Origin of the sequence: Micromonospora sp. NPDC005252 (assembly GCF_042872475.1) — a bacterium.
Classification (GTDB): domain Bacteria; phylum Actinomycetota; class Actinomycetes; order Mycobacteriales; family Micromonosporaceae; genus Micromonospora.
Genome location: NZ_JBIAKN010000001.1, coordinates 1,100,945 through 1,123,684, shown reverse-complemented (window position 1 = coordinate 1,123,684; position 22,740 = coordinate 1,100,945). Strand labels below are relative to the sequence as shown.

General features: G+C 72.6%; 23 protein-coding genes and 1 pseudogene. 8 read left to right on the top strand and 16 right to left on the bottom strand.

Translation table 11 applies throughout. The features are described from left to right. Window positions 1-242: 242 nt before the first annotated feature. Window positions 243-437: a hypothetical protein gene (locus tag ACFYPH_RS05455; RefSeq protein WP_007456482.1), complete on the bottom strand. Its 195-nt coding sequence runs from the start codon at window positions 435-437 to the stop codon at window positions 243-245. 394 nt (window positions 438-831) lie between these two features. Between ACFYPH_RS05455 and ACFYPH_RS05450 the strand changes: the two genes are divergently transcribed. Together ACFYPH_RS05450 and ACFYPH_RS05445 are read left to right on the top strand one after the other, a co-directional pair. Continuing rightward, entirely contained in the window at window positions 832-1,878 is a 1,047-nt protein-coding gene (locus ACFYPH_RS05450; protein ID WP_387179374.1) for a CAP domain-containing protein, read from the top strand. Between the two features lie 116 nt (window positions 1,879-1,994). Then, window positions 1,995-2,837 (top strand): endo alpha-1,4 polygalactosaminidase, encoded by an 843-nt coding sequence (locus ACFYPH_RS05445; RefSeq protein WP_387179178.1) that lies wholly within the window; start codon window positions 1,995-1,997, stop codon window positions 2,835-2,837. A gap of 87 nt (window positions 2,838-2,924) precedes the next feature. Here the strand turns inward: ACFYPH_RS05445 and ACFYPH_RS05440 are convergent, their stop codons facing one another. The 9 genes and pseudogenes from ACFYPH_RS05440 to rsmD all read right to left on the bottom strand — a co-directional run bounded on the left by ACFYPH_RS05440 (window position 2,925) and on the right by rsmD (window position 10,913). Beyond that, window positions 2,925-5,144 carry an MMPL family transporter gene (locus ACFYPH_RS05440; RefSeq protein WP_387179175.1) on the bottom strand — a complete coding sequence of 740 codons (2,220 nt, stop codon included), beginning with the start codon at window positions 5,142-5,144 and terminating at the stop codon, window positions 2,925-2,927. Between the two features lie 222 nt (window positions 5,145-5,366). Then, on the bottom strand, window positions 5,367-6,224 hold the full coding sequence (gene mutM, locus ACFYPH_RS05435) for a bifunctional DNA-formamidopyrimidine glycosylase/DNA-(apurinic or apyrimidinic site) lyase (protein WP_387179172.1): 858 nt from the start codon (window positions 6,222-6,224) through the stop codon (window positions 5,367-5,369). 232 nt (window positions 6,225-6,456) lie between these two features. Further along, window positions 6,457-7,173 (bottom strand): annotated as a pseudogene (rnc, locus tag ACFYPH_RS05430) (ribonuclease III); the annotation flags it as partial. Continuing rightward, window positions 7,170-8,156: a phosphate acyltransferase PlsX gene (locus tag ACFYPH_RS05425; protein ID WP_354863221.1), complete on the bottom strand. Its 987-nt coding sequence runs from the start codon at window positions 8,154-8,156 to the stop codon at window positions 7,170-7,172. The gene ACFYPH_RS05425 and the pseudogene rnc, both read right to left, overlap by 4 nt. A 114-nt stretch (window positions 8,157-8,270) precedes the next feature. Beyond that, window positions 8,271-8,444 (bottom strand): 50S ribosomal protein L32, encoded by a 174-nt coding sequence (rpmF, locus tag ACFYPH_RS05420; protein WP_030335284.1) that lies wholly within the window; start codon window positions 8,442-8,444, stop codon window positions 8,271-8,273. 5 nt (window positions 8,445-8,449) lie between these two features. Continuing rightward, the gene (locus ACFYPH_RS05415) at window positions 8,450-9,013 is read right to left on the bottom strand and encodes a YceD family protein (protein WP_357981126.1); all 564 of its coding nucleotides are present in this window, start codon (window positions 9,011-9,013) and stop codon (window positions 8,450-8,452) included. Window positions 9,014-9,123: 110 nt separating this feature from the next. Beyond that, complete coding sequence (locus tag ACFYPH_RS05410) at window positions 9,124-9,621, bottom strand: hypothetical protein (RefSeq protein ID WP_234590503.1); 498 nt, start codon at window positions 9,619-9,621, stop codon at window positions 9,124-9,126. A gap of 243 nt (window positions 9,622-9,864) precedes the next feature. Further along, a complete protein-coding gene (coaD, locus tag ACFYPH_RS05405) occupies window positions 9,865-10,353 on the bottom strand; it encodes a pantetheine-phosphate adenylyltransferase (RefSeq protein WP_354860053.1) in 489 nt (162 codons plus the stop codon). Then, on the bottom strand, window positions 10,350-10,913 hold the full coding sequence (gene rsmD, locus ACFYPH_RS05400) for a 16S rRNA (guanine(966)-N(2))-methyltransferase RsmD (protein WP_354860055.1): 564 nt from the start codon (window positions 10,911-10,913) through the stop codon (window positions 10,350-10,352). The genes coaD and rsmD overlap by 4 nt, the downstream gene beginning before the upstream one ends. 306 nt (window positions 10,914-11,219) lie before the next feature. On the opposite strand from rsmD, the gene ACFYPH_RS05395 reads away from it, so the two are divergent. Continuing rightward, entirely contained in the window at window positions 11,220-12,740 is a 1,521-nt protein-coding gene (locus ACFYPH_RS05395; protein ID WP_387179166.1) for a cell wall anchor protein, read from the top strand. 149 nt (window positions 12,741-12,889) lie between these two features. Here the strand turns inward: ACFYPH_RS05395 and recG are convergent, their stop codons facing one another. Beyond that, on the bottom strand, window positions 12,890-15,088 hold the full coding sequence (gene recG / locus ACFYPH_RS05390; RefSeq protein WP_387179163.1) for an ATP-dependent DNA helicase RecG: 2,199 nt from the start codon (window positions 15,086-15,088) through the stop codon (window positions 12,890-12,892). Next, the gene (locus ACFYPH_RS05385) at window positions 15,085-16,698 is read right to left on the bottom strand and encodes a DAK2 domain-containing protein (protein ID WP_354860062.1); all 1,614 of its coding nucleotides are present in this window, start codon (window positions 16,696-16,698) and stop codon (window positions 15,085-15,087) included. Before ACFYPH_RS05385 ends, recG begins: the two co-directional genes overlap by 4 nt. A gap of 275 nt (window positions 16,699-16,973) precedes the next feature. Between ACFYPH_RS05385 and rpmB the strand changes: the two genes are divergently transcribed. Next, window positions 16,974-17,165, top strand: coding sequence for a 50S ribosomal protein L28 (gene rpmB, locus ACFYPH_RS05380; RefSeq protein WP_007456456.1), 192 nt, complete (start codon window positions 16,974-16,976; stop codon window positions 17,163-17,165). A 94-nt stretch (window positions 17,166-17,259) separates the two neighbouring features. On the opposite strand, the gene ACFYPH_RS05375 is transcribed toward rpmB, so the two are convergent. Continuing rightward, window positions 17,260-17,721, bottom strand: a complete 462-nt coding sequence (locus ACFYPH_RS05375; RefSeq protein WP_355133338.1) for a GNAT family N-acetyltransferase — start codon at window positions 17,719-17,721, stop codon at window positions 17,260-17,262. Window positions 17,722-17,750: 29 nt separating this feature from the next. Further along, window positions 17,751-18,683, bottom strand: a complete 933-nt coding sequence (locus ACFYPH_RS05370) for a thiamine-phosphate kinase (protein WP_387179371.1) — start codon at window positions 18,681-18,683, stop codon at window positions 17,751-17,753. Window positions 18,684-18,836: 153 nt separating this feature from the next. Between ACFYPH_RS05370 and ACFYPH_RS05365 the strand changes: the two genes are divergently transcribed. Then, complete coding sequence (locus ACFYPH_RS05365; protein ID WP_007456453.1) at window positions 18,837-19,070, top strand: Lrp/AsnC ligand binding domain-containing protein; 234 nt, start codon at window positions 18,837-18,839, stop codon at window positions 19,068-19,070. After that, window positions 19,071-19,784, top strand: coding sequence for a DUF3515 family protein (locus ACFYPH_RS05360; RefSeq protein ID WP_354860070.1), 714 nt, complete (start codon window positions 19,071-19,073; stop codon window positions 19,782-19,784). A gap of 49 nt (window positions 19,785-19,833) precedes the next feature. Here the strand turns inward: ACFYPH_RS05360 and ACFYPH_RS05355 are convergent, their stop codons facing one another. Further along, window positions 19,834-20,934 (bottom strand): D-alanine--D-alanine ligase family protein, encoded by a 1,101-nt coding sequence (locus ACFYPH_RS05355; protein WP_354860072.1) that lies wholly within the window; start codon window positions 20,932-20,934, stop codon window positions 19,834-19,836. 172 nt (window positions 20,935-21,106) lie between these two features. Further along, window positions 21,107-21,325 carry a hypothetical protein gene (locus ACFYPH_RS05350; protein WP_354860075.1) on the bottom strand — a complete coding sequence of 73 codons (219 nt, stop codon included), beginning with the start codon at window positions 21,323-21,325 and terminating at the stop codon, window positions 21,107-21,109. Between the two features lie 274 nt (window positions 21,326-21,599). On the opposite strand from ACFYPH_RS05350, the gene ACFYPH_RS05345 reads away from it, so the two are divergent. Both ACFYPH_RS05345 and ACFYPH_RS05340 read left to right on the top strand, forming a co-directional pair. Then, window positions 21,600-22,445: a helix-turn-helix transcriptional regulator gene (locus ACFYPH_RS05345; RefSeq protein ID WP_354860077.1), complete on the top strand. Its 846-nt coding sequence runs from the start codon at window positions 21,600-21,602 to the stop codon at window positions 22,443-22,445. A gap of 5 nt (window positions 22,446-22,450) precedes the next feature. After that, window positions 22,451-22,651, top strand: coding sequence for a DUF397 domain-containing protein (locus ACFYPH_RS05340; RefSeq protein ID WP_387179156.1), 201 nt, complete (start codon window positions 22,451-22,453; stop codon window positions 22,649-22,651). Window positions 22,652-22,740: the final 89 nt, after the last annotated feature.

Sequence of the window (22,740 nt, the reverse complement as noted above, 5' to 3'; positions counted from 1 at the left end):
CGGACGGTGACCGCGGGCCGACCGCGCTGGTGTAACGGCAGGGCCGAGAAAGACAAACAACGCTCACGATCGGCCCGCCGCCCGGCTTGTTTCGGTGAAACTGTGCTGCGGTTATCACGGAGCCGGTTACAAGATCACAAATGGTCGGGCACGAAAGGTGCCGGACAGCGTTGCGCGCCGGCACAGAGGTGTCGGCGCGCATTTTTGCGGTGGTGCTGCGATTCAGTTTTCCGCCCCGAAGATCAGGTCAGCGCCGGCTCGGCGAGACGGAGCAGGTCGTCCGCTTCCGCCGCAGCCGCCGCGAGCCGATCATTGTCGGCACGCAGACGCGTGATCTCGAACTCCAGTGCCTGAACCCTGGCACGCAGTCGGGTGACCTCGTCGAGCAGACGCCGGTCGGGCGCTGCACCTACGTGGCCGTAGAGGGCCTTCGCCATGCTGACTCCTTGATATGCGCTGCCGGAAAGGCCGGCCAACGCGCGCCCAATTTTGTACGCGGCTGTCATTCCAGGTGTATCTGGGCATGACCGGGCGCGACTGGCGACACCTATATATTAAGCCGCAAACCCCTCCTTCGTCAAGTTCTCGCAGGCCGTAGATCATCTCCACGTCGACCTGTCCACTTGTCGGGGGGCTGCCGCAAGGCACGGACACGCTCTGTCCGGACTCCTTTACTGTACGCCGGGATTCGGGGAAGTCAGCGCCTGGACGTCCGACTTCCTCTTAACTCTTCCTTAGCCACGTTGCCGCAGGTCGCGGGCGAGTCGTAGCGTCACCCCGGCCCGCAACCGACCCCGTGGAGGCAGAGCCGTGTACGGCTGGACCGACCCGATGGACCCGAACGGCGCCCCCCGGCGCGCCGAGCGGCCGACCGACGAGCCGGACTGGCTGCGCGACCGTCCGGAGCCCCGCTCGACCTACCTGTTCGGCGACGACCCCGACCAGCCCGGCGACGAGTGGCACCGCGCGGAGCCCACCGCCCGCTGGCAGCCCGCGCCCGTGGAGGCACCGACCACCGAATGGCCGGGCCTCGGACGAGGTGAGGAAGCGACCGGCGGCTGGCACGACGACGCCCGGCCCACCGAGGTCAGCGGCGGCTGGCGTACCGAGTCCGACGCGGAGACCACCGGCGGCTGGAGCACGGAGGCCGCCGGCAACGGACGGACCGGCAGCGGACGGCACCGCTCACCCCGGCGCTGGCGTCGTCCGCTGATGATCGGCGGCGCCGCCGCGGCAGCCACCCTCGTGGTGAGCGTCGGCGTCGGCGCGCTCGCGATGCCCGGCGGGAACGGCCCGACCGACGAGCCGGCGCGTGACGCCCTGGTCGCCCCCTCCCCGACCAGCTCGCCCAGCCCGGCACGGCCGAGCCCGTCGCCGAGCAAGGTGGTCAAGCCCACCCCGGCCGCGTCGCGGACCACCGCCACGTCCCGGCGCAGCGCCGAGCGCAGCAAGGCCCCGAGCAGCACCAGCGGCTCCGGAGGCGGCAGCGGCACCGTCAGCGCCCAGGCCCAGGAGGTGGTGGACCTGGTCAACGCCGAGCGGGCCAAGGCCCGCTGCAAGGCGCTGAGCGTCGACGACAAGCTGATGACCGCCGCGCAGCGGCACAGCCAGGACCAGGCCGACCACCAGAACATGTCGCACACCGGCAGCGACGGCAGCAACACCGGCGTCCGGCTGGACCGCGTCGGCTACGCCTGGCGCACCTACGGCGAGAACGTGGCGTGGAACCAGAAGACGCCGGCCGCCGTGATGGACGCCTGGATGAACAGCTCGGGGCACCGGGCCAACATCCTCAACTGCGCGTTCACCGAGATCGGCGTCGGCATCGCCAGCAGCAACGGGCCGTACTGGACGCAGGTCTTCGCGGCGCCGCGCTGAGGGCGCGTCGCCCACGCCCCCGCGCTCGTTGGACCCGGTGAGGCACGCCGGACCGGACGTGGGGGCGGCGTGCCGGTGTGGGCGGCGACCAGCCGCCCAGGACCCGGGAGCTGCCGATGCGGATCCGGCTGCGGCGACGTGCCGTCGCACGCCCGCTGCGCAGGATCGTGTCGGCCGGTGTCGCGCTCATCCTGGTGGTGCCGGCGTACGGGTGCCGCCGCGAGCTGATCCCGCCGGGCGCGCCCACCCCGTGGCCGGCCACCCAGGCCCGTCACTGGCAGTGGCAGTGGCAACTCGACGGCCCGCTCGACCCGACGGTGGACGCCGACGTCTTCCTGCTCGACCCGGTGGCCACCACCGCCGCGCAGACGGCCGAACTACGCGCCCGTGACCGACGGCTGATCTGCCAGGTGCCCGTCGGCTCGCTGCGCTCGACCGACCCGGACGCCAGCCGGGTGCCCGCCGCCGTGCAGGGCGCGGCCGGCCCACAGCCGGGCAGCCGGTGGCTGGACGTGCGGGGGTGGGACGCGTTGGAGCCGGTGCTGGCCGACCGGTTCCGGCTGTGCCGGGGCAAGGGCTTCGGCGCGGTCGCCCTCTCCGACGCCGACGGGTACGTCCACCGCAGCGGCTTCCCTCTCGGCTTCGACGACCAACTGCTGTTCAACCGCCGGCTGGCCCAGCTGGCCCGCACGCTGGACCTCTCCCCCGGGCTGGTCAACGACGTGCCGCAGCTCGCGGCGCTGGCGCCGGACTTCGACTTCGTGGTCAACGAGGAGTGCGTCCGGCTGGACCAGTGCGCCAAGCTGCTGCCGTTCGTGGACGCGGGCAAGCCGGTCTTCCACGTCGAGTACACCGGGTCGACCGACGACTTCTGCGTCACCACGGTCGGCTACGGCTTCGCGTCGATACGCAAGGACCGGACGTTGAACGCCTGGCGGGAACCCTGCGCGCTGCCGTGACGCCCGATCGCGCTGGGGGTGCACAGTCGCCCGGACGGCACGTGCCGGGCCGCGAGTCGCGGCCCGGCACGAGAGACGACCGGCTACTCAGGAGACGGGCACCAGCTCCGGCGCGGGGGCCGGCGGGTCGGTGGGCGCGGGCGCCGGGCGTCGCCGCAGGAACCGCGGGGCCCACCAGTTCGCGTCGCCGAGCATGGTCATCAGGGCGGGCAGCACCACTCCCCGGATGATCGTGGCGTCCAGCAGGATCGCCGCCGCCAGGCCGATGCCGAGCTGCTTCATGTCGATCGTGCTCAGCGTGGCGAAGATCGAGAACACCCCGACCATGACGATCGCCGCGCTGGTCACCACCCCGGCCGACGACGTGATGCCGTACGACACCGCGTCGCGGTTGGACATGCCGGCCCGGACCCCCTCGCGGATCCGGCTCACCACGAAGACGTGGTAGTCCATCGAGAGGCCGAAGAGCACCACGAACAGGAACAGCGGCAACCAGGAGACGATCGCGCCCATCGAGGTGAAGCCGAGCAGCCCCTCGGCCCACTCCCCCTGGAAGACCAGGACCAGCAACCCGTACGCGGCGCCGGCGGAGAGCAGGTTCAACGCGATGGAGCTGGCCGCCACCACCACCGAACGGAAGGTGAAGGCCATGACCAGGAACGTGAGCACCAGCACAAAGCCCATCACCAGCGGCAGCTTGTCGCGGACGTGCGACGCGTAGTCCTCACTGTCGGCCACGCTCCCGCCGACCGCGTACTCGATCCCGGGGATCCCCCGCAGCTCGGCCGGGACCAGGTCCGCACGCAGCTTCTCCAGCGACCGCACCGACCGGTCGTCCCTGCTGGAATACGGCGTGGCGACGTCCAGCACCGACACCCGCCGGTCGGCCGACACCTTGATCTTCGGGCCGTCCGCCTCGGCGGGGGCGAACAGCGGGTCGCCTCCGGCCCGGGCAGCAAGGTCGGTGAGCGCCGCGTTGACCCGGTCGGCCTGCTCGGCCGGCGCACGGACGGCCACCACGTGGCTGGTGCCGGTGCTCGGGAAAGCCGCGGTGAGCCGGTCGTACGCCTGCATGGCCGGCGTGGTGCGCGGCAGGTCCTCCATTCCGGGGAACTTCAGCTTCATGCCGAGCGCCGGCGCGGCCAGCGCGAGCAGCAGGCCGACCGAGATGACGAGCGTCGCCACCGGGGCGCGCAGCGCGGGCCGGAGCACCGCCGGCCAGAGCCGGGGCGTACGGGGCTCGCCGTGCCGGCCGGTGCGCGGCGCGGTCAGCCGCCAGAGCAGCGGCACCCGGGGCCGGTCGACCCAGCGGCCCAGCCTGGCCAGCAGGGCCGGCAGCACGGTCAGCGAGCCGGTCACCGCGACGGCGACCACCAGGATCGAGCCGACGGCCAGGGACGAGAAGACCACGTCGCCGGCGAGGAACAGCCCGGCCATCGCGATGATCACGGCGAAGCCAGAGACCACCACGGCGTGCCCGGAGGTCTCCGCGGCAATCTCCACCGCGTCCAGGCCGGAGCGGCCCTTGGCCCGTTCCTCCCGCTCCCGGCGGATGTAGAACAGCGAGTAGTCGACCCCCACCGCCATGCCGATCAGCAGGATCACCGGTGCCGTGGTGTCGGTGGCCGGCACGAGGTGCGAGGCGAGGGTGGACAGGCCCATCGCGGCGGCGACCGAGGAGAGCGCCAGCAGCACCGGCACGCTGGCCGCGATCAACGCGCCGAACGCGATGATCAGGATGGCCAGGGTGACCGGCAGACTCAGCAGCTCGGCGCGCTCGAAGTCCTTGCCCAGGGTGTCGTCGAGCGCCTGGCCGATCGACGGCCCGCCGACCTGCTCGACGCGGAGCTGCGGGTGCGCGCCCTGCACGGTGGCGGTGACGTCGCGCAGCGGCTGCACCCGGTCCGACGCGGTCTCCGGGTCACCGGACATGGTGATCGGCAGCAGCAGCGCGGACCCGTCCCGCGCGGTGACCGGCGGGCCGACCTCGGCGACGCCGGTGACCGTCCGCAGCCGGGCGGCCGCGTCGTCGGCCGCCGCCTTCGCCGCCGCCGGGTCCAGGGCGCCACCCCGGGAGGTGATCAGGACGTTGTCCACGGCCGGATCGTCGAAGGCCCCCCCGTCCACGATGATGCTGGCCCGTCCGGCCTCGCCGATCGCCTGGTCGCCGCTGGTGGCCTCGGTGAGGCCGGCGGCGTTGCCACCGACGAAACACACCGCCACGAACACGACCCACAACGCGATCGCCCGCCACGGATGCTCGGCGCTCCACCGCGCCATCCGCACGGTCACCGGTCTGTTGCCCATCTCGCGTCCCCCTGTCACGTCGACCCCCTGTCAACGGTGCTGACGTTAGGGGCGTGACGAGGCGGTCACATCGGGGAACGGCCCCCGTCCGCCCCGGAGTCGGTCCGTCGAGGGCGGCGGGCCCGCCGGACGGGCATCAACCCGCGATTCGGGCGTACGCCGGGGTGTGGCCCGGAGCGTCCGGCCGCGACCCGCCGGTGCCGACCCGGAGCCAGCTCCGGGTCATCCCCGAAGGGCACCCCGAGGCCGGGGCTGGCAGCGCGGGCAGCTGTACGAGGAGCGGTTCATGAACGACTCGCGGCGGATCGGCGCACCGCACCGCCGGCACGGCTCGCCCTCGCGGCCGTAGGCGTTCAGCGCCCGGTCGAAGTAACCACTCTCGCCGTTGACGTTGACGTAGAGGGCGTCGAAGCTCGTGCCGCCCTCCTTGATCGCCTCAGCGAGCACATCGCGGACGTGACCGAGCAGGCGCTGCGCGGCCGGGCCGGTCAGCGCGTCGGTGGGGCGGGCGCCGTGCAGCCCGGCGCGCCAGAGCGCCTCGTCGGCGTAGATGTTGCCCACGCCGGAGATCAGCGTCTGGTCGAGCAGGGCCCGTTTCACCTCGGTCCGCCGCCGGCGCAGCGCGGCGACGAACGCCGCGTCGGAGAACTCCGGGTCCATCGGGTCGCGGGCGATGTGCGCGATCTCCGCGGGGAGGTCCACGCCGCCCTCGCTGACCGCGAGCCCGCCGAACGTGCGCTGGTCGACGAAGCGCAGCTCGGGCCCGTCGTCGGCGAACCGGAACCGCACCCGCAGGTGGGTCTCGTCGGGGGTGCCGGGCGGCTGGAGCAGCAACTGACCCGACATGCCGAGGTGCCCGATCACCGCGTCGCCGCTGTCCAGCGGGAGCCACAGGTACTTGCCGCGGCGGCGCACGTCCACGATGGTCCGGCCGGCGAGCACGTCGGCGAAGTGCGCGCCGCCGGGGACGTGCCGCCGGACGGCGCGCGGGTGTCGGACCTCGACCGAGGCGATCCGCCGGCCGGTGACCCACTGGGCCAGCCCCTGCCGGACGGTCTCCACCTCGGGCAGCTCAGGCACGACGTACACCCGTCTCGTGGCCACTCGGGGCCTCGGCGTCGCGGGCCTCGGTCGGGCCGCCGCCGTTGGCGGACGTCTGCCGCTCGGGCGGGGTCTGCTGCTCCGCCACGTCGGCCGGCATGGCCTGCGCCAGGTGGTCGGCCACCTCGGCCCGGGCCGCCTGCTCGGCGCTGTCGGGCGGCCCGAACGACTCGTCCTGGTCGGACCTGTTCTGCTGGTCCTGCTGGGCGTTCTGCTCGTGCTGGTCCGTGAGCATCCGCCAGGCCGCCTCGGCGGCCCGCTGCTCGGCCTCCTTCTTGCTGCGCCCCTCCGCGCCGCCGTACCGGTTGCCGGCCACCACGACCCAGGCGGTGAACGTCTTGAGGTGGTCCGGTCCGGTGCCCTCGATCCGGTACTCGGGCACGCCGAGACTGAGCGCGGCGGTCAACTCCTGGAGGCTGGTCTTCCAGTCCAGGGCGGCGCCCCGGCCGGCCGACTCGGCCATCAGCGGGTCGAAGAGCCGGTGGATCACGATCCCGGCGGTGTCCAGCCCGTACTGGAGGTAGATGGCGCCGAGTAGCGCCTCCAGGGTGTCGGCGAGGATGCTCGCCTTGTCCCGGCCACCGGTGGTCTCCTCGCCCTTGCCGAGCAGCAGGTACGCGCCGAGGCCGTCCGGGCCCAGGCCGCGGGCCACGTCGGCGAGCGCCCGCATGTTGACCACGCTCGCCCGCAGCTTCGCCAACTGGCCCTCGGGCAGGTCCGGGTGGTTGTGGAACAGCGCCGTGGTGATCACGACGCCGAGGACCGAGTCACCGAGGAACTCCAGCCGCTCGTTCGTCGGCAGGCCGCCGTTCTCGTACGCGTACGAGCGGTGGGTCAGCGCGCGTTCCAGCAGGTCCGGCTCCAGGCTGACGCCGAACGCGGCTTCCAGGTGACCGACGGACGCCCGCCGCCGCTTGTCGTTGCTCATGATGTGCGTACCTCGGTGTCGGTGGAGCGGTCGGTGCGGTCCGTCGCGGCGTCGCCGTCGAGCAACGCGGAGACCAGTTCGGTGGCACGCCGTCGCCACAGGTGGGCGGCGAGAGCGATGCCGGAGGCGACGTCGTCGGCGCGAGCGGAGCCGTGACAGACGACCACCGTCCCGGCGACGCCCAGCAGGGCGGCGGCCCGGGGCGCGCCGCCGACGACGGGCGGGCCGCCGGCCATCGCGTACGCGCCCTCGATCGCCTTGAGCAGCACGTTACCGGTGAAACCGTCGGTCACCACCACATCGGCGCGCGCGCCGAGAGTCACGTCGTACCCCTCGACCAGGCCGACGTAGCGTGCCCCGCAGGGCAGCGGTTCGACGGCGAGCAGGGGGTCGGTGGCACGGCGTACCCGGTCGCCCTTGCCGGCCTCGGTGCCGACCGAGAGCAGGCCGACCCGCGGCGCGACGACCGAATGGGCCACCGCGGCGTACGCGGCGCCGAGCACGGCGTGCCGGGCCAGGGTGGCGGGGCGGGGCTCCAGCGAACCGCCGACGTCGAGCAGCACCACCGGCCCGGCGACCGCGGGCAGGGTGGCGACCAGGGCGGGTTGGCGGATCTCCGGCCAGCGTCCGAGCCCGAGCACGGCGGCGGTGACCGTGGCGCCGGTCGCGCCGGCCGAGACGAGGGCGTCGGCGGTGCCGTCGCGGACGGCGGTGACGGCGGCCCGGACGGTGCTCTCCGAGCGGGCCGCGCTGGGATGGTCGGCCATGCCGACGGCGGCTCGGACCGGTCGGACCGTGATCCGGGCCCGCTCGGGCGGGGCGAGGGCAGCGATCAGCGCGTCGGCGACCTCGGTCGGGCCGACGAGCAGCAGGTGCAGATCGGGATCGGCGCGCACGGCCCGCAGAGCGCCGTCAACCACGACGGCGGGAGCGTCGTCCCCGCCGAGGAGGTCAACGGCGATCCGCGCGGTGCCCGGCTCCATCGGTACGCCGGCCGGAGTGGGCCGGCCGGCGTCGGAGGGAGCCGGGGCACCGGGCGTTTGCCAGGGTGCGCGCGCCGCCCGACCTGGGGTCGGGGGCGTCACTCGGCGTCCAGGTCAGACCTCGAGAACCTGGCGGCCGTTGTAGGTGCCGCAGACGGAGCAGGCGGCGTGCGGCAGCTTCGGGGACTTGCACTGCGGGCACGCGACGGTCGCGACCACGGTCGCCTTCCAGTTCGCCCGGCGGGACCGGGTGTTGCTGCGCGACATCTTGCGCTTGGGGACGGCCACGGTTCTTACTCCTCTGTACGGGTCAGTTGCGACAGGCCCGCCCAACGCGGGTCGATCTGCTGGTGACTGTGGTCGGCCGGCAGATCGTCCCAGTGCGCCCCGCATTCGGGGCACAGTCCAGGGCAGTCCTCCCGGCAGAGCGGGTTGGTCGGCAGCGTGAGCACCAACGCGTCCCGCAGCGCCGGCTCCAGGTCGATCAGATCGCCCTGCATCCGGCCCACCTCGTCCTCGTCGGTCGTGGCGTCCGTGGTGCTGTTCTCGTACGCGTACAGCTCCTGGATCGTCACGGCCATCGATTCGTTGATCTCGCGCAGGCAACGCCCGCACTCGCCCCGGATGGGACCGGTGATGGTCCCGGAGACGAGCACGCCCTCGGACACCGACTGCAACCTCAGATCGAGGTCGAGGTCCGCGCCCTCCGGCACGCCGATCAACTCCACACCGAGGTCCGCCGGTGCCGGCACGACCCGCTGGACCTCACGCAACGCGCCAGGGCGACGCGGCAGGTCCCTCGTGTCGAGGACCAGCGGCGACCTGGGGTCGAGTGTCGATGGCGAGTGCTTGGGCATAGTCAGACTCCGGCCGGTGAGAGGCCGACAAAAAAGGTTACCTGGGCGACCGCCGGACCGTCGAACCGGGGGGACGCCTGTGGCGAGAATGTCGGCTGGTGAAGTGCCGCTCAGAAGGGTAGCGGGCGTTCCGCCTCATCCCCACCGAAGGTGCCGATCTCCCGCAGCGCGTGCATCTTGTCGCGGCCCCGCTCTATCGAGGCGAGAGCCCGGGTGAGGAACTGTTCGAAGTTGGCCAGCGCGGTGTCGACGTAGTCGTCGACCTCCTCGCGCAGGCGCTGCGCCTCGGCGCGGGCCTCGGCGATGATCCGGGCGCCCTCGTGCTCGGCCGACACGGTGATCTCGTTCACGGAGACGAGGCGGGCGTGTTCTGCCTCACCCTCGCTGATGATCCGGTCCGCCTCGCGCTTGCCGGCGTCCATGATCTTGTCGCGCTCCTCCAGGAGCGCGGCGGCTCGACGCAGGTCGGCGGGGAGGTCGGCACGCATCTCGTCCAGGGCGGCGATCATCTCGCCCCGGTCGACCATGCAGTTGTTGCGCGACATCGGGACGGAGCGCGCCTGCTCCACCATGGCGATCAGTTCGTCGATGCGATCGAGCGGGTCCACCGGTACCTCACTCCTGTCGTTCGTCGGCCGACCTCCATGATGCGGGCCACGGCCGGGTTCCTGCTCGACCAATCATGTCGTGCCCGCCCCACCGCCGCCCCACTCACCCCAACCCGGCGAGTCGCGACATGGTCACTCCCCGCCCCCCGCACTCCCTCCCCCGCGCCGACCTTGCACTTTCGGGTGGCGGCAAAGCAGCGCGAAAGGGGCGAACCGGGAACGGTACGTGCGAGATCGGCCGGGTCAGGTCAGGGGCGGGGGGCCCAGGCGGGACTGGAGGGCCTCGCGGACCGGGTCCGGGACGTGGGCGGAGATGTCGCCGCCCCACTTGGCCACGTCCTTGACGAGGCTGGAGGAGAGGAACGAGTAGAGCGGGTTGGTCGGCATGAAGAGCGTCTCGACCCCGGCCAGCCCGATGTTCATCTGGGCCATCTGCAACTCGTAGTCGAAGTCGCTGACCGCCCGCAGCCCCTTGATCAGCACGCTCGCCTGCTGGGCGCGGCAGAAGTCGACGAGCAGCCCCCGGAAGGACTCGACCCGCACGTTGCCGTACGAGGCGGTCACCTCGCGGAGCATCTCGATCCGTTCTTCGACGGTGAACAGGCCGCTCTTCGACTGGTTGATCAGCACGCCGACGATCACCTCATCGAACAGCCGGCTCGCGCGGCCGATGATGTCGAGGTGTCCGTTGGTGACCGGGTCGAACGAGCCGGGACACACCGCACGTCTCATGATCGGCGACCGTACCAAAGGGTGGTCTCGCCGTACCGGCGACTGCGCTCGGGGGTGATCCCCTCCACCCACTCGAACTGCCTGGTGCGACGGGACCGCTCCACCACCACCAGCGCGTCGGGCGCCAGCCAGCCGCCGTCGACAAGCGTCGTCAGCAGCGCGGTGATCTCCGCGTCCGGCACGGCGTAGGGCGGGTCGGCGAAGACCACGTCGTACGGGCCGCCGTCCGGGCCGGCGGCCAGCACGGTCGCCACCTTGCCGGTGACCAGCCGTACGGCCGGGCCGGCCCGCAGGCTCGCCACGTTCTCCCGGATCACCCGGGCCGCCCGCGGATCGGACTCGACAAGCAGAACGTGTCGGGCGCCCCGGGACAGCGCCTCCAGCCCGACCGCGCCGGAACCGGCGTACAGGTCGGCGAAGCGGGCGCCGTCGAGGTCGACCTCGGACTCGACGGCGCTGAACAGCGCCTCCCGGACCCGGTCGGAGGTGGGTCGGGTGCCGGCGCCGGGAGGCGCGGCGATCCGCCGCCCCCCGAGCGTCCCGGCCACGATCCGGGTCACCGTTTCCTCCTGCTCATGACCCCGACGCTACGCGACCCTTCGGGGCCGCTCTCGACACGGTCGGTACCGCCAGGAGAATCACGTGATCACTTCTCGTATATCAATGATCTCAAGTTCATAACATCAGTCTTAGCAAATCCTGAGCGCTGTATCACGCGCGGCGATATCGCTAGGGTCTGCCGGGTGCCGACGGCCAACCCGCCGGCCCACGGCTCGGGAGGGCGCCTCTCCGATCGGACGTGCAGCGACCGTCCACTGTCACTCTCGTGCCACACCCCCAAACGCTTCAGCACTCCAGGAGTACCCGTGATCCGTCCCAAGCTGTCGCTCCGGCGACCGCTGGCCATCCTGGGAGCCGCCCTCGTCGGCCTCACCGGGGTCGCCGCGGTGGCCACCCCAGCCAGCGCACACCACACCACGATCAACGCCAAGGTCGGCTGCGACCGGCAGACCGGCGAGCGTCTGATCACGTGGTCGGTGGAGAACAGTCAGGCCGACAAGGACGCGACGCTCCAGAAGGTGACCACTAATCCGGGGACTCCGGTGAACGCGCTCATGCAGGGCGCGAAGGAGGTGCCGCTGCAGGGCTACCTCCTCCCCCGAAGCGCGACTGTTGAGGCCGTTCAACGGGTGCCGGGCAACACGACGACCGCCAGCCTCGAGGTGCACGCCGAATGGTGGGTGGGGGACGTCAAAGCCGCCGAGGACACCCGGGCCAAGAGCATCACCCTCGCCGCTGACAGGTCCTGCGCGCCGGCACCGAAGTGCGTCGACGTCAACAAGGCCACGTTCAGCCACACGTTCGACGGTCCGAAGGGCACCGCCACCGTCAAGCTCGACGGTGACCTGCCGCTCTGCGGCGACGGCAAGCAGTACTTCACGCTGGTGTCCTATTTCGCGCCCCGGCCGCAGTTCGCCACCCCGCAGTACGTCTACGGCACGCCGGACAGCGACTTCGTCAGCGCCAAGCAGAGCGAGATCACGCTTAACGTCGAGATCCCGGACTGCCACACCCAGGTCGACCTCATCTGGGGCGACAAGGACCAGGTCATCGACGAGATCGTCGACGGCGGCAAGCGCTACGACAACAAGAAGCTCGGCTCGCCGGGCGCTCCGGGCAACCGGTCCAAGGGCCCGCAGGGCTGGTACAACGGCGGCAGCAAGAGCTGCGTCACCCCGGCCTCGACCTTCGCGTCCAAGTGCGACGGTTCGGTCGCCGTCTCGCTGAGCAACGACGGCAAGATCAGCAAGTACGCCGTCGAGTTCGAGGTCAAGGGCGAGAACGGCTTCACCAAGAAGGTCTCCGTCGCGCCGGGTAAGGCCGACAGCAGCATCGTGGTGCCCGCCGCCGACGCCGGCAAGATCGAGGTGCTGGTCGACGGCAAGGTCATCGAGAACGGCACGTACTCGTGGCAGCGCCCCGAGGACTGCCCGCTGCCGGCCGTCACCACCAAGGCCGACTGCAAGGAGTTCGCCCTCACCGTGACCAACCCCGAGGGTGGCCTGCCGGTGAAGACCACGTTCACCTACGGCGACAAGACCGAGACCCGTACGGTCGCGGCCGACGCGTCGGAGACGGTGACCTTCAAGGCTGGCAAGGACAAGACGGCGATCGTCGCCCTGCCGGACATGGACCTGGAGCTCGAGGCCATCTACACGCCGGAGGGCAACTGCGGGGGTAGCGGTGGCGGCGGCGAGGACGAGCCGGGCCTCCCGGTCACCGGTGCGGCCGCGGGCGGCATCGCCGCCGGCGCCATCGCCCTGCTGATCGCGGGCGCGGTGCTCTTCGTCATCGCCCGTCGGCGTCGGGTGACCTTCACCGCCTGACCTGACCTGCGCTGAAGCCCGAGGGCGCGTCGACCACCCGGTCGGCGCGCCCTCGGTCTGTGCAGGAGATCGGCTCGGAAACCAGAAAACCGGGGTGTCACCGTGGTCGGGACACCCCGGTTTCCGCGAAACCGGTCAGCGAGGAGCGCTCAGCCCTTCTCCAGGTACTCCGCGCGGTCCTCGTCGACGAGCGCGGCGACCGACGCGGCCAGCGCCGGGTTGCGGATCAGCTCCGGGTCCTCCTCGACCAGGGTGATCGCCTCGGCACGGGCGTCGCGGATCAGGTCGGCGTCGCGGCGCAGGGACAGCAGGCGCAGGTGCGAGCGGTGCCCGGACTGGGTGGCGCCCAGCACGTCACCCTCGCGGCGCTGCTCCAGATCCAGTTCGGCGAGCTTGAAGCCGTCACTTGTGGACGCCACCGCGTCCAGCCGTTCCCGCGCCGACGAGCCCTCGGCGGCCTCGCTGACCAGCAGGCAGAGCCCGGCGGCGGCACCCCGGCCGACCCGACCACGCAGCTGGTGCAGTTGGGAGACACCGAAACGGTCGGCGTCCAGCACGATCATCACGGTGGCGTTCGGCACGTCGACACCGACCTCGATCACCGTGGTCGCCACCAGCACGTCCAGGTCACCGGCCGCGAAGGAGCGCATCACCGCGTCCTTCTCGTCGGCGGGCAGCCGGCCGTGCAGGACCCCGATCCGCAGCCCGTGCAACGGCCCCTCGGCCAGCAGCGGGGCCACCTCGGTCACGGCGAGGGGCGGCCGGCGGCCGTTGTCGTCCTCGGGCGGCGGCTCCTCGTCGGACGTCGGGCCGTCACCGATTCGCGGGCACACCACGTACGCCTGGTGGCCGGCGGCCGCCTCCTCGCGCAGCCGGCGCCACGCCCGGTCGAGGAAGGCCGGCTTCTCGGCGGCCGGCACCACGTGCGAGGCGATCGGCGACCGGCCCCGGGGCAGCTGGGAGAGAGTGGACACCTCCAGGTCGCCGTAGACGGTCATCGCCACCGTGCGCGGGATCGGGGTGGCAGTCATCACCAGCGTGTGCGGCGGCTGGTCGGCCTTGGCGCGCAGCGCGTCGCGCTGCTCCACGCCGAAGCGGTGCTGCTCGTCGACCACCACGAGGCCCAGGTCGGCGAAGTCCACCCCCTCGTAGAGCAGCGCGTGGGTGCCGAGCACGATGCCGGCGTTGCCGCTGGCCACCTCGCCGAGCGCCCGTCGGCGGGCTGCCGCGCCCAGCGAGCCGGTGACCAGCTCCACCCGGGTCGCGTGCTCGGCGGAATCCAGCTCACCGGCCCGCCCGAGGGGCCCGAGCAGGTCGAGCATGCCCCGGTGGTGCTGCGCGGCCAGCACCTCGGTGGGGGCCAGCAACGCGGCCTGCCCGCCCGCGTCGACCACCTGGAGCATGGCCCGCAACGCCACCACCGTCTTGCCCGAGCCGACCTCGCCCTGCAACAACCGGTGCATCGGATGCGCGGCCGCCAGGTCGGTGGCGATCTCCACGCCGACCTCGCGCTGACCGGCCGTCAGCTCGTACGGCAGTCGGGCGTCGAAGGCGTCCAGCAGCCCACCCGTGCGTGGTGGGCGGGGCCGGGCCGGCCAGTCGGCGGCCCGGTGCTTGCGCTGTACCAGCGTCAGCTGGACGGCGAACGCCTCGTCCCACTTGAGTCGTCGCCGCGCCCGGTGCAGCGCCTCCTTGGTGGACGGCCGGTGGATCTCCCGCAGCGCGGGGCCCAGGTCGACGAGGTTGCGGCTGGCGCGGACGGAGGACGGCAGCGGATCCTCCGGCGGGGTGAACGTGTCCAGCACGACCCGTACGCAGCGGGCGATCACCCAGGTCGGGACGGCCGCCGCGGCCGGGTACACGGGAATCAGCGCGCCGGCGAACTCCTCGATCTCGTCGCTGACCGCCGCCTCGCCCTCGCCGCCCTCGCCGAGCAGGACGTACTCCGGGCCGTTGAGCTGGCGTTTGCTCCGGAACTCGGTGACCTTGCCGGCGAACAGCCCCCACCGGCCCGGACGCAGCTCCCGTTCGCGCCACGCCTGGTTGCCGAAGAACGTCAGCGTCAGCAGGCCGCCGGAGCCGTCGCCGACGGTCACCTCCAGCAGGTTGCCCCGGCGCTGGCGCATCGGCCGTACGGTGGTGCGCTGCACCTGGGCCAGCACGGTGACCTGCTCACCGACGTCCAGCGACCGGATGTCGGTGTGCTCGCCGCGCTCGTCGTAGCGACGCGGGAAGTGGTAGATCAGGTCCCCCGCGGTGTGCAGGTCGAGGTGGGCGGCCAACGCCTTGGCCGTCTTGTCCCCGACGAGCTTCTTCAACGGGGTGTCCACCGTGGCCGGCTCGCTCATTCGACCCCCACCAAAAGCGGATAGAACGGCTGGCCGCCCGGGTACGCCTGCACCTCGACGAACGGCCAGCGCCGCGCGACGTGCGCGCGGACGGCATCGGTGAGCCCGGCGGGGGCGTCCACCCCGGCCAGCAGGGTGACCAGCTCCCCGCCGCCGCCGAGCATCCGGTCGACCACTGCGGCGCAGGTGTCGGTGAGGTCGGTGCCGATCAGGTGCACCTCCCCCTCGACCAGCGCCAGCACGTCACCGGGGCGGCACGGGCCGGCGACCGTCAGCGCCTCCCGACTGGCGTGGCAGACCTCGGCGTAGCGGCAGGCGCCGGCCGCCTCGGCCATCGCGATCACGTCGTCCTCGAAGCGACGGGTGCCGTCGCGGACCGCCAGGGCCGCGAGGGCCTGCACCGGCGAACGGGTCGGCACCACGCTCACCTTGATGCCGTGCCGGTGCGCCTCGCGGGCCGCCGCGCTCGCGACCGCCTCCGTGTTGGGGTCGTTGGGCAGCACCACCACCCGGGCCGCCCGGGTGCTGCGCACGGCGTCCAGCAGCTCACCCGTGGACGGGTTGCCGGGCACCACCGTCGCGCCCTCGGCGGCGAACAGCTCCGCGATCCCGCGGCCGGTGGCCACCACCACGGCGGCCCGACCGTCCTCGGTCGGGCCGGCGGACGGCTCCGGCTGGTCGGCGAAGCGGGTCACCGAGATCCGGTACGGGCGGCCGGCGGCGACCCCCGCCTCGACCGCCGCGCCCACGTCGTTGACGTGCACGTGCACGTTCCAGGTGCCGCCCGGCTCACGCCCGTCACCGACGACGACCAGCGAGTCACCCAGCGCCTCCAGGGTCCGGCGCAGCACGGCCACCGCGTCGGCGTGGGCGTCGAGCAGGAACTGCACCTCGTAGGCGTACTCCTCGGAGCCGGTCTCCCGCGCGACTGTGGCCGCCGGGCGGGCGGTGCGCGGCGGCGGCGCGAGCCCTGTGGCGCCCTCCCCGGTGAGCACCTCGACCAGGGCGTCGAGCAGGACGCAGAGCCCCCGCCCGCCCGCGTCGACGACCCCCGCGCGGGCCAGGGCCGGCAGCTGCTCGGGCGTACGGGCCAGGGCCTCGGCCGCCGCCCGCGCGGCGCCGCGGGCCACCGCGGGCAGGTCGTCGCCGCCCACCTGCTCGGCGCCGGTGGCGGCCGCGGCGACGACGGTGAGCAGGGTGCCCTCCACGGGACGGCCGACCGCCGTGTACGCGGCGGCGGTCGCGGCCCGCAGCGCGACGGCCAGGGCCTGCCCGCGCACCACCGGCACGGCCACGACGGCGTCGGCGAAGCCGCGCAGGATCTGCGAGAGGATGACCCCCGAGTTGCCCCGGGCGCCGAGCAGCGCGCCCTGTGCCATCAGCCGTAGCGCGTGCCCGTGGGCGGTGGGGCCGCTGTCGGGGAGGGTGTCCAGGTCCATCGACAGGGCCTGCTGGGCCGAGGTGAGGGTGAGCACCAGGTTGGTGCCGGTGTCACCGTCGGGCACCGGAAAGACGTTGAGCTCGTCGATCTCGCCCTGGTGGCGCTTGAGCGCGGCCAGCCCGCTCGCACACCAGCGGCGGACCGCGGCGGCGTCGAGGGTGTCCAGCACGGCCAGAAGCCTACTGTTGCGCACCGACACGCGTCGGACTCGTCCGGCGTGTCCGTCCGCGCCCGGTCCGACGGCGCTCCCGGGCCGGGTCGACGCCTCCGGTACGGTTGCCGCCGGGCCGGCCCACCGGCCCACCAGCAGGCCCGGGCCGGGCCGTGCACGACCGCCCGACCGGGTCGGTTGGCCGGGTCGGCGGGTCATCGGGTAACCTGACCAGGTTGCCCGGGCAGCGCCTGCCGGCGACCTCATGAACGTTTCAATCCCAGGAGTATCCCGTGGCTAGCGTGTGCGACGTCTGTGGCAAGGGACCGGGCTTCGGCCACAACGTGTCCCACTCGCACCGGCGGACCAACCGCCGCTGGAACCCGAACATCCAGTCGGTGCGTACCCCGGCCGGTGGCGGCAACACCAAGAAGTTGCAGGTCTGCACCTCGTGCATCAAGGCCGGCAAGGTCACCCGCGCCTGACGCGGCAGCACCAACTCTTCTCGTTCGGCTCAGCCGGCGGCCCCCTGCGGTCCGCCGGCTCTGTCGTGTCCGCGCCCGGGTGGGCGGCGACCGCTCAGAGCGTGCGGCCGAAGGAGAGGCAGCCCTCCGCGTCCTTGTAGAAGCCGAAGTTCGGGATCCGGTCATAACCGGCGGACACGTACATGGCGATCGCCTCGGGCTGTTTGTCGCCGCACTCCAGGACCATCCGCTTGCGGCCCTGCTCGCGGGCCGAGCGCTCGACGGCAGCGAGGACCGTCCGCGCCACGCCGCGACCGCGGGCCGCCGGGGCGGTGTACATCCGCTTCAGCTCGGCGGTGCCCGCACCGTGGCTGCGCCAGCCACCGCAGCCGACCGGCTCACCGGCCAGGTAGGCGACGAGGAACGCGCCGTCCGGCGGCTCGAACTCGCTCGCGGCGACCGGGGTGTCGTCGCCGGTGCCTCCGTAGCGGGCACCGAGGTCGGCCAGCGCGGCCCGGATCAACTGCTGCGCCACCGGCGCGTCGAACCGCACCACCCGGATCTCGATCTCACTCACGGTGTCCAGGATACGGCTGGCGCGCGGCGTCACCGGAAGTGGTCCCAGCCCCGAGGCCCGTCGTAGGCGCCGCCGTCGACCGTCACTCCGGCACCCTCCGTGACCAGGCCGATGGGCCGCCACTCCGGCGGCAACGCCACCGTCGCGGGGAAGGTCGCGGCCAGCGCGTGGTCCTCGCCACCGGCCAGAATCCAGGTGTACGGGTCGACGCCGAGCGCCCGCGCGGCGTCGGCCATCTGCCGGGGCACCTCGAACGCGTCGCGGCGCACGTCGATCGCCACACCGCTGGCCTGCGCCACGTGCCCGAGATCGGCGAGGAGCCCGTCCGAGACGTCGATCATCGAGGTCGCGCCGAGCTGGGCGGCCTGCGGCCCGGCCGGGTAGGCGACCTGCGGCCGTCGGTACGCCTCGACCAGCAGTCGGGGGGTGCGGAAGCCCCGGGTGAGCACGGTCAGCCCGGCCGCCGCGTACCCGATGCGGCCGGCCAGGGCCAGCACGTCCCCGGGGCGGGCGCCGGAGCGCACCACGGGCGCCCGGCCGCCGAGGTCACCCAGCGCGGTGACCGCGATGGTCAGGGTGGGGCTCGCCGACATGTCCCCGCCGACCACGCTCGCGCCGACCGTGGCGGCCTCCGCGGCCAACCCGTCGGCCAGGCCCTCCGCCCAGCTCGTCTCCAGGTCGGCGGGCATGCAGAGGGCGACCAGCAGGGCGGTCGGGGTGGCGCCCATCGCCACGACGTCGGCCAGGTTGGCCGCCGCGGCCCGGTGACCGACGTCGCGCGCCGAGCACCAGTCCCGCCGGAAGTGCCGCCCGTCGACAAGCACGTCCGTGCAGGCGACCACCCGGCCGTCCGGCGCGGCCACCACCGCCGCGTCGTCACCCGGGCCGAGCAGGGTCGTCGGGCCCATCGCCAACCGGGCGGTGATCCGCCCGATCAGCCCGAACTCGCCGATCCCGGCCACGCTGGCGCCACCGCCGGCGTTCGGCCCGTACTGCCCGGCACCGCCGCGCTCGCTCACCGCTGCTCCTTGACCACCGATAGGGATCAGACCTGGTCCGTAAGGTAGTTTCACCCTTCGGGCCGCTCCCGGGCGGCGACGGACGGAGGTCGAGTCGTGGTACAGGCGTACATCCTCATCCAGACCGAGGTCGGCCGCGCACGTGACGTGGCGGGTCTCATCGCGGACATCGCCGGCGTGGTACGCGTCGACGCCGTCACCGGGCCGTACGACGTGGTCGTCCTCACCGAGGCGAACACCGTCGACGAGCTCGGCAAACTCATCGTCAGCAAGGTGCAGATGGTGCCCGGCATCACGCGCACCCTCACGTGTTCGGTGGTGCGGCTGTAAGTGGACGAGATGACGACCTCCTCGGCTGCTCTGGACGACGACGGGAAGCACGAGCCGGCTGACGGGACGCGTGAGCCGGTCGACGGGACGCCCGAGCCGGCTGACGGTATCCGCGACAGCGCCGACCCGGGCGCCGACGCGCCGGCCGGCCGGGACCGGACCATCCGGGGCGCCGCCCTGCTGGCCACGTTGATCGCGCTGCCGATCACGCTGCTGGTGGCCGTGCTGGCCTTCGCCAAGCTCGCCCCGGACACGCCCGCCGCCGCGCCGAGCCCCTCGGCGAGCACCGCACGGGCGCAGTCCACCGCTCCGGTCGAGATGGCCGCCCCGGCGCTGGCCGAGCGTCCGGCCACGGTCTGCCGCGCGCTGCTCTCCCAGCTGCCGCAGACCATCCGTGACCTGGCCCAGCGCCCGGTCACGGCGGGCCCGGAGCAGAACGCTGCGTACGGCGACCCCGCGCTCACCGTGGCCTGCGGGGGCGCCGAGCCGACCGTCCCGGCCACCGACGAGGTCTGGACGGTCAACCGGGTCTGCTGGCACCCCGTCGAGGAGACCGACGTGACCGTGCTCACCACTGTCGACCGGGAGACGCCGGTCACCGTTCGCATCCCACGCTCGTACGAGCAGCCGCTGCAGTGGGTTTCGCCGATCTCCAGCGCGATCGTGGCGTCGGTGCCCTCGGGCGGCGCCATCCCCGCCGGCTGCCAGCGCTGATCCGCTGACGCGCGGCCCGTACGGCGGGCCGCGCGTCGGGGCCGGCTGCTCAGTGCAGGCCGACGCCGCGCCGCTGGGCGGTACGGATCAGCCGGTTGACCAGCTTGGGGTACTCCAGGCCGGAGGCAGCCCACATCCGGGGGAACATCGACGTCGGGGTGAACCCGGGCATCGTGTTGATCTCGTTGAGGTAGACGTCCAGCTCGGGGGTGACGAAGAAGTCGGCCCGGGCCAGGCCGGCGCAGTCCAGCGCGGAGAACGCGCGGACGGCGTACTCCTGCACCTGGCGGGTCACCCGGTCCGGCAGGCCGGCCGGGATGTCGTACTCGCAGGAGTCGTCGAGGTACTTGGCCTCGAAGTCGTAGAAGTCGTGGTCGGCGACGACCCGCACCTCGGCCAGCACGGACGCCTCGGGGGCCCCGCCTGCCTCGCCCTCCAGCACGCCGCACTCGATCTCGCGGCCGACGATCGCGGCCTCGATGATGACCTTCGGGTCGAACTGCCGGGCGGTGGCGACCGCCGTGTCCAGCTCGGCCCAGTCGGTGACGCGGGTGATGCCGAACGACGAGCCGGCGCGGGACGGCTTGACGAAGACCGGCAGGCCGAGCCGCTCCTTGTCCTGCTCGCTCAGCGTCATCCCGTTGCGCAGCACCGCGTACGCGCCGACCGGGATGCCCTCGACCGCGCAGAGCTTCTTGGTGAACTCCTTGTCCATGGCGGCGGCGGAGGCGAACACGTTCGCCCCCACGTAGGGGATGCCGGCCATCTCCAGCATGCCCTGGATGGTGCCGTCCTCGCCGTACGTGCCGTGCAGGACCGGGAAGACCACGTCCACGTCGGCCAGCGCCCGGGGGCCCTCGGTCGGGTCGAGCACCATCAGCCCGTTCCCGGTCGGGTCGGCGCGCAGCACGATGTCCTCGCCGGACTCGGCGGTGATCTCCGGGAGCTGGCGGGCGTTGATGGCGAGCTGGGCGGGGTCCCCGCTGGTCAGCACCCACTGGCCGGCGCGGGTGATGCCCACCGGCACCACCTCGTACTCGTCCGGGTCGAGTGCGGCGAACACGCTGCCGGCGCTGACGCAGGAGATGCCGTGTTCCGGGCTGCGGCCGCCGAAGACGATCGCCACGCGGGTCTTGCCTGGGGTGGTCACTCCGGTCACCTCTTCGTACGCGACTGCGGCTGGTCGTGCTCGCCGGTGGCGCTCACCCGGTTGACCTTACTGTGCGTGGCGATCAGGCGCGGCGATACCCGGCGAGCCCCGAAGCGACACGGCAATCGGTCAACAGAGCATATACGGTGCGTGACGGAATGTTCGAGGCCGGTCAGTCCCCGGCGTGCCGGCGGCCGACCGCGATCACCTTGACCCGCTGCCGCCCGGCCCGCACCATGCCCAGCGCCATGAAGGCTCCGGCGATCCGGTCGGCGGCCTCCCTGCTGCTGGCGCCGACCACCTGGCGGCGGCGTTCGGGAGCGACGCGTTCGTTGCGGTCGATGCCCTCGACGGGACGCACGTCGGTGAGAACGACCAGAAAGCGGGTCATCGCCGACCCTCGCGCTGCGGGGCGAGAGACTTCGAACCGGTATGCACGTCGTCTCCTTCCGGCGGGCTGCAACGGACGGCACGCGACGATCGGGTACGGGGGAGAAACCCGATCGCCGCGCGCCCTATCCCCTCCGGTCGCTCACCACCACCGTCGCCACGACAACCGGCGGTGAGGACGCGATGACAGATTGACACGTCTACAGCCATGAATGCAACTCTCATCCACCTTCTCTCATGTACCCGTTCCCATAAATGTGTGCGACCATCGATGCATGGCCCCGAAGACCGCCCGCGCCCGCCGACTCGGCATCGCCCTGCGTCAATACCGGGAAGCCGCCGGGCTGACGCTGGAGACCGCCGCGGATGAGATCAACAGCACCCGCAGCACCCTCTCCCGCTACGAGAACGCCCAGACGCTGATCAACCCGGCCACCGTGCGCGCCCTGCTCACCTCGTACGGAGTGGGTTCCGAGGAGGTGGCCGCCGCGGTGCAGCTCGCCAAGGACGCCCGCAAGCCGGGCTGGTGGGTGTCGTACTCGTACCTGCTCGACCCACGCACCATCGACTTCATCGCCCTGGAGGCGGAGGCCACCGCCATCGCCAACTTCGAGCCCTCGGTGGTGCCCGGCCTGCTGCAGACCGCGGACTACATCCGCGGCGTGATGCGCGGCGGCCCGCACACCCTCGGCGACGAGCTGGTGGAGCAGCGGGTCAAGGTCCGACTCGACCGCCAGGTGCGGCTCACCGCCGACACCCCACCCATCCTCGACGCGATCATCGACGAGGGCGCGCTGCTGCGCCCGGTCGGTGACCAGTCGGTGATGAACGGCCAGCTACGGCACCTCGTCAAGATGGCCGAACTGCCGAACATCACCGTCCAGGTGATCCCGCTCTCCGCCGGTTACCACCGGGGCACCCGGGGCTCGCTGCACATCCTGGAGTTCGCCGACCCGGAGGACCCCATCATCGCGTCGGTGGAGACGGTCGCCGGTCAGATGATCCTCGACCGCGCGGGCGAGACGCGTACCTGCACCAAGATCATGGAGCATCTGCGCAGCGTGGCGCTCAGCCCGGCGGACAGCCGGGCGATGCTCCTGTCAGTCCTGAAGGGACGGTAGGACCGATGACACCGACGATCACAGCGGCGTTGGCCACGGCGGCGTGGCGCAAGAGCAGCCGCAGCGGCGATGAGGGCGCCTGCGTGGAGGTGGCCACGATCCCCCAGCTGGTGGCCGTCCGCGACTCCAAGGACCCGGCCGGTCCGGCCCTGCTGTTCCCCCCGGCGGCCTGGGCCGCCTTCGCCCAGGCCCCGCCGCGCCGCTGACCGGAGCGCGACCACCCCGCCCCCGCGCCCCGCTGACCGGGCTGTCACCGCCGGTCAGCGGGGCGCGGGCGGGGAAGGGGACGCTCCGG

Excerpts from the sequence above, each read along its gene's own strand:
- ACFYPH_RS05340 (WP_387179156.1), top strand. The coding sequence starts at position 22,451 with ATGACACCGACGATCACAGCGGCGTTGGCCACGGCGGCGTGGCGCAAG.
- ACFYPH_RS05425 (WP_354863221.1), bottom strand. The coding sequence starts at position 8,156 with ATGGAGCCGGGCACCGCGCGGATCGCCGTTGACCTCCTCGGCGGGGAC.
- ACFYPH_RS05455 (WP_007456482.1), bottom strand. The coding sequence starts at position 437 with ATGGCGAAGGCCCTCTACGGCCACGTAGGTGCAGCGCCCGACCGGCGT.
- ACFYPH_RS05345 (WP_354860077.1), top strand. The coding sequence starts at position 21,600 with ATGGCCCCGAAGACCGCCCGCGCCCGCCGACTCGGCATCGCCCTGCGT.
- ACFYPH_RS05445 (WP_387179178.1), top strand. The coding sequence starts at position 1,995 with ATGCGGATCCGGCTGCGGCGACGTGCCGTCGCACGCCCGCTGCGCAGG.
- ACFYPH_RS05440 (WP_387179175.1), bottom strand. The coding sequence starts at position 5,144 with ATGGGCAACAGACCGGTGACCGTGCGGATGGCGCGGTGGAGCGCCGAG.
- ACFYPH_RS05350 (WP_354860075.1), bottom strand. The coding sequence starts at position 21,325 with ATGACCCGCTTTCTGGTCGTTCTCACCGACGTGCGTCCCGTCGAGGGC.
- coaD (WP_354860053.1), bottom strand. The coding sequence starts at position 10,353 with ATGAGACGTGCGGTGTGTCCCGGCTCGTTCGACCCGGTCACCAACGGA.
- ACFYPH_RS05450 (WP_387179374.1), top strand. The coding sequence starts at position 832 with ATGGACCCGAACGGCGCCCCCCGGCGCGCCGAGCGGCCGACCGACGAG.
- recG (WP_387179163.1), bottom strand. The coding sequence starts at position 15,088 with ATGAGCGAGCCGGCCACGGTGGACACCCCGTTGAAGAAGCTCGTCGGG.
- ACFYPH_RS05415 (WP_357981126.1), bottom strand. The coding sequence starts at position 9,013 with ATGCCCAAGCACTCGCCATCGACACTCGACCCCAGGTCGCCGCTGGTC.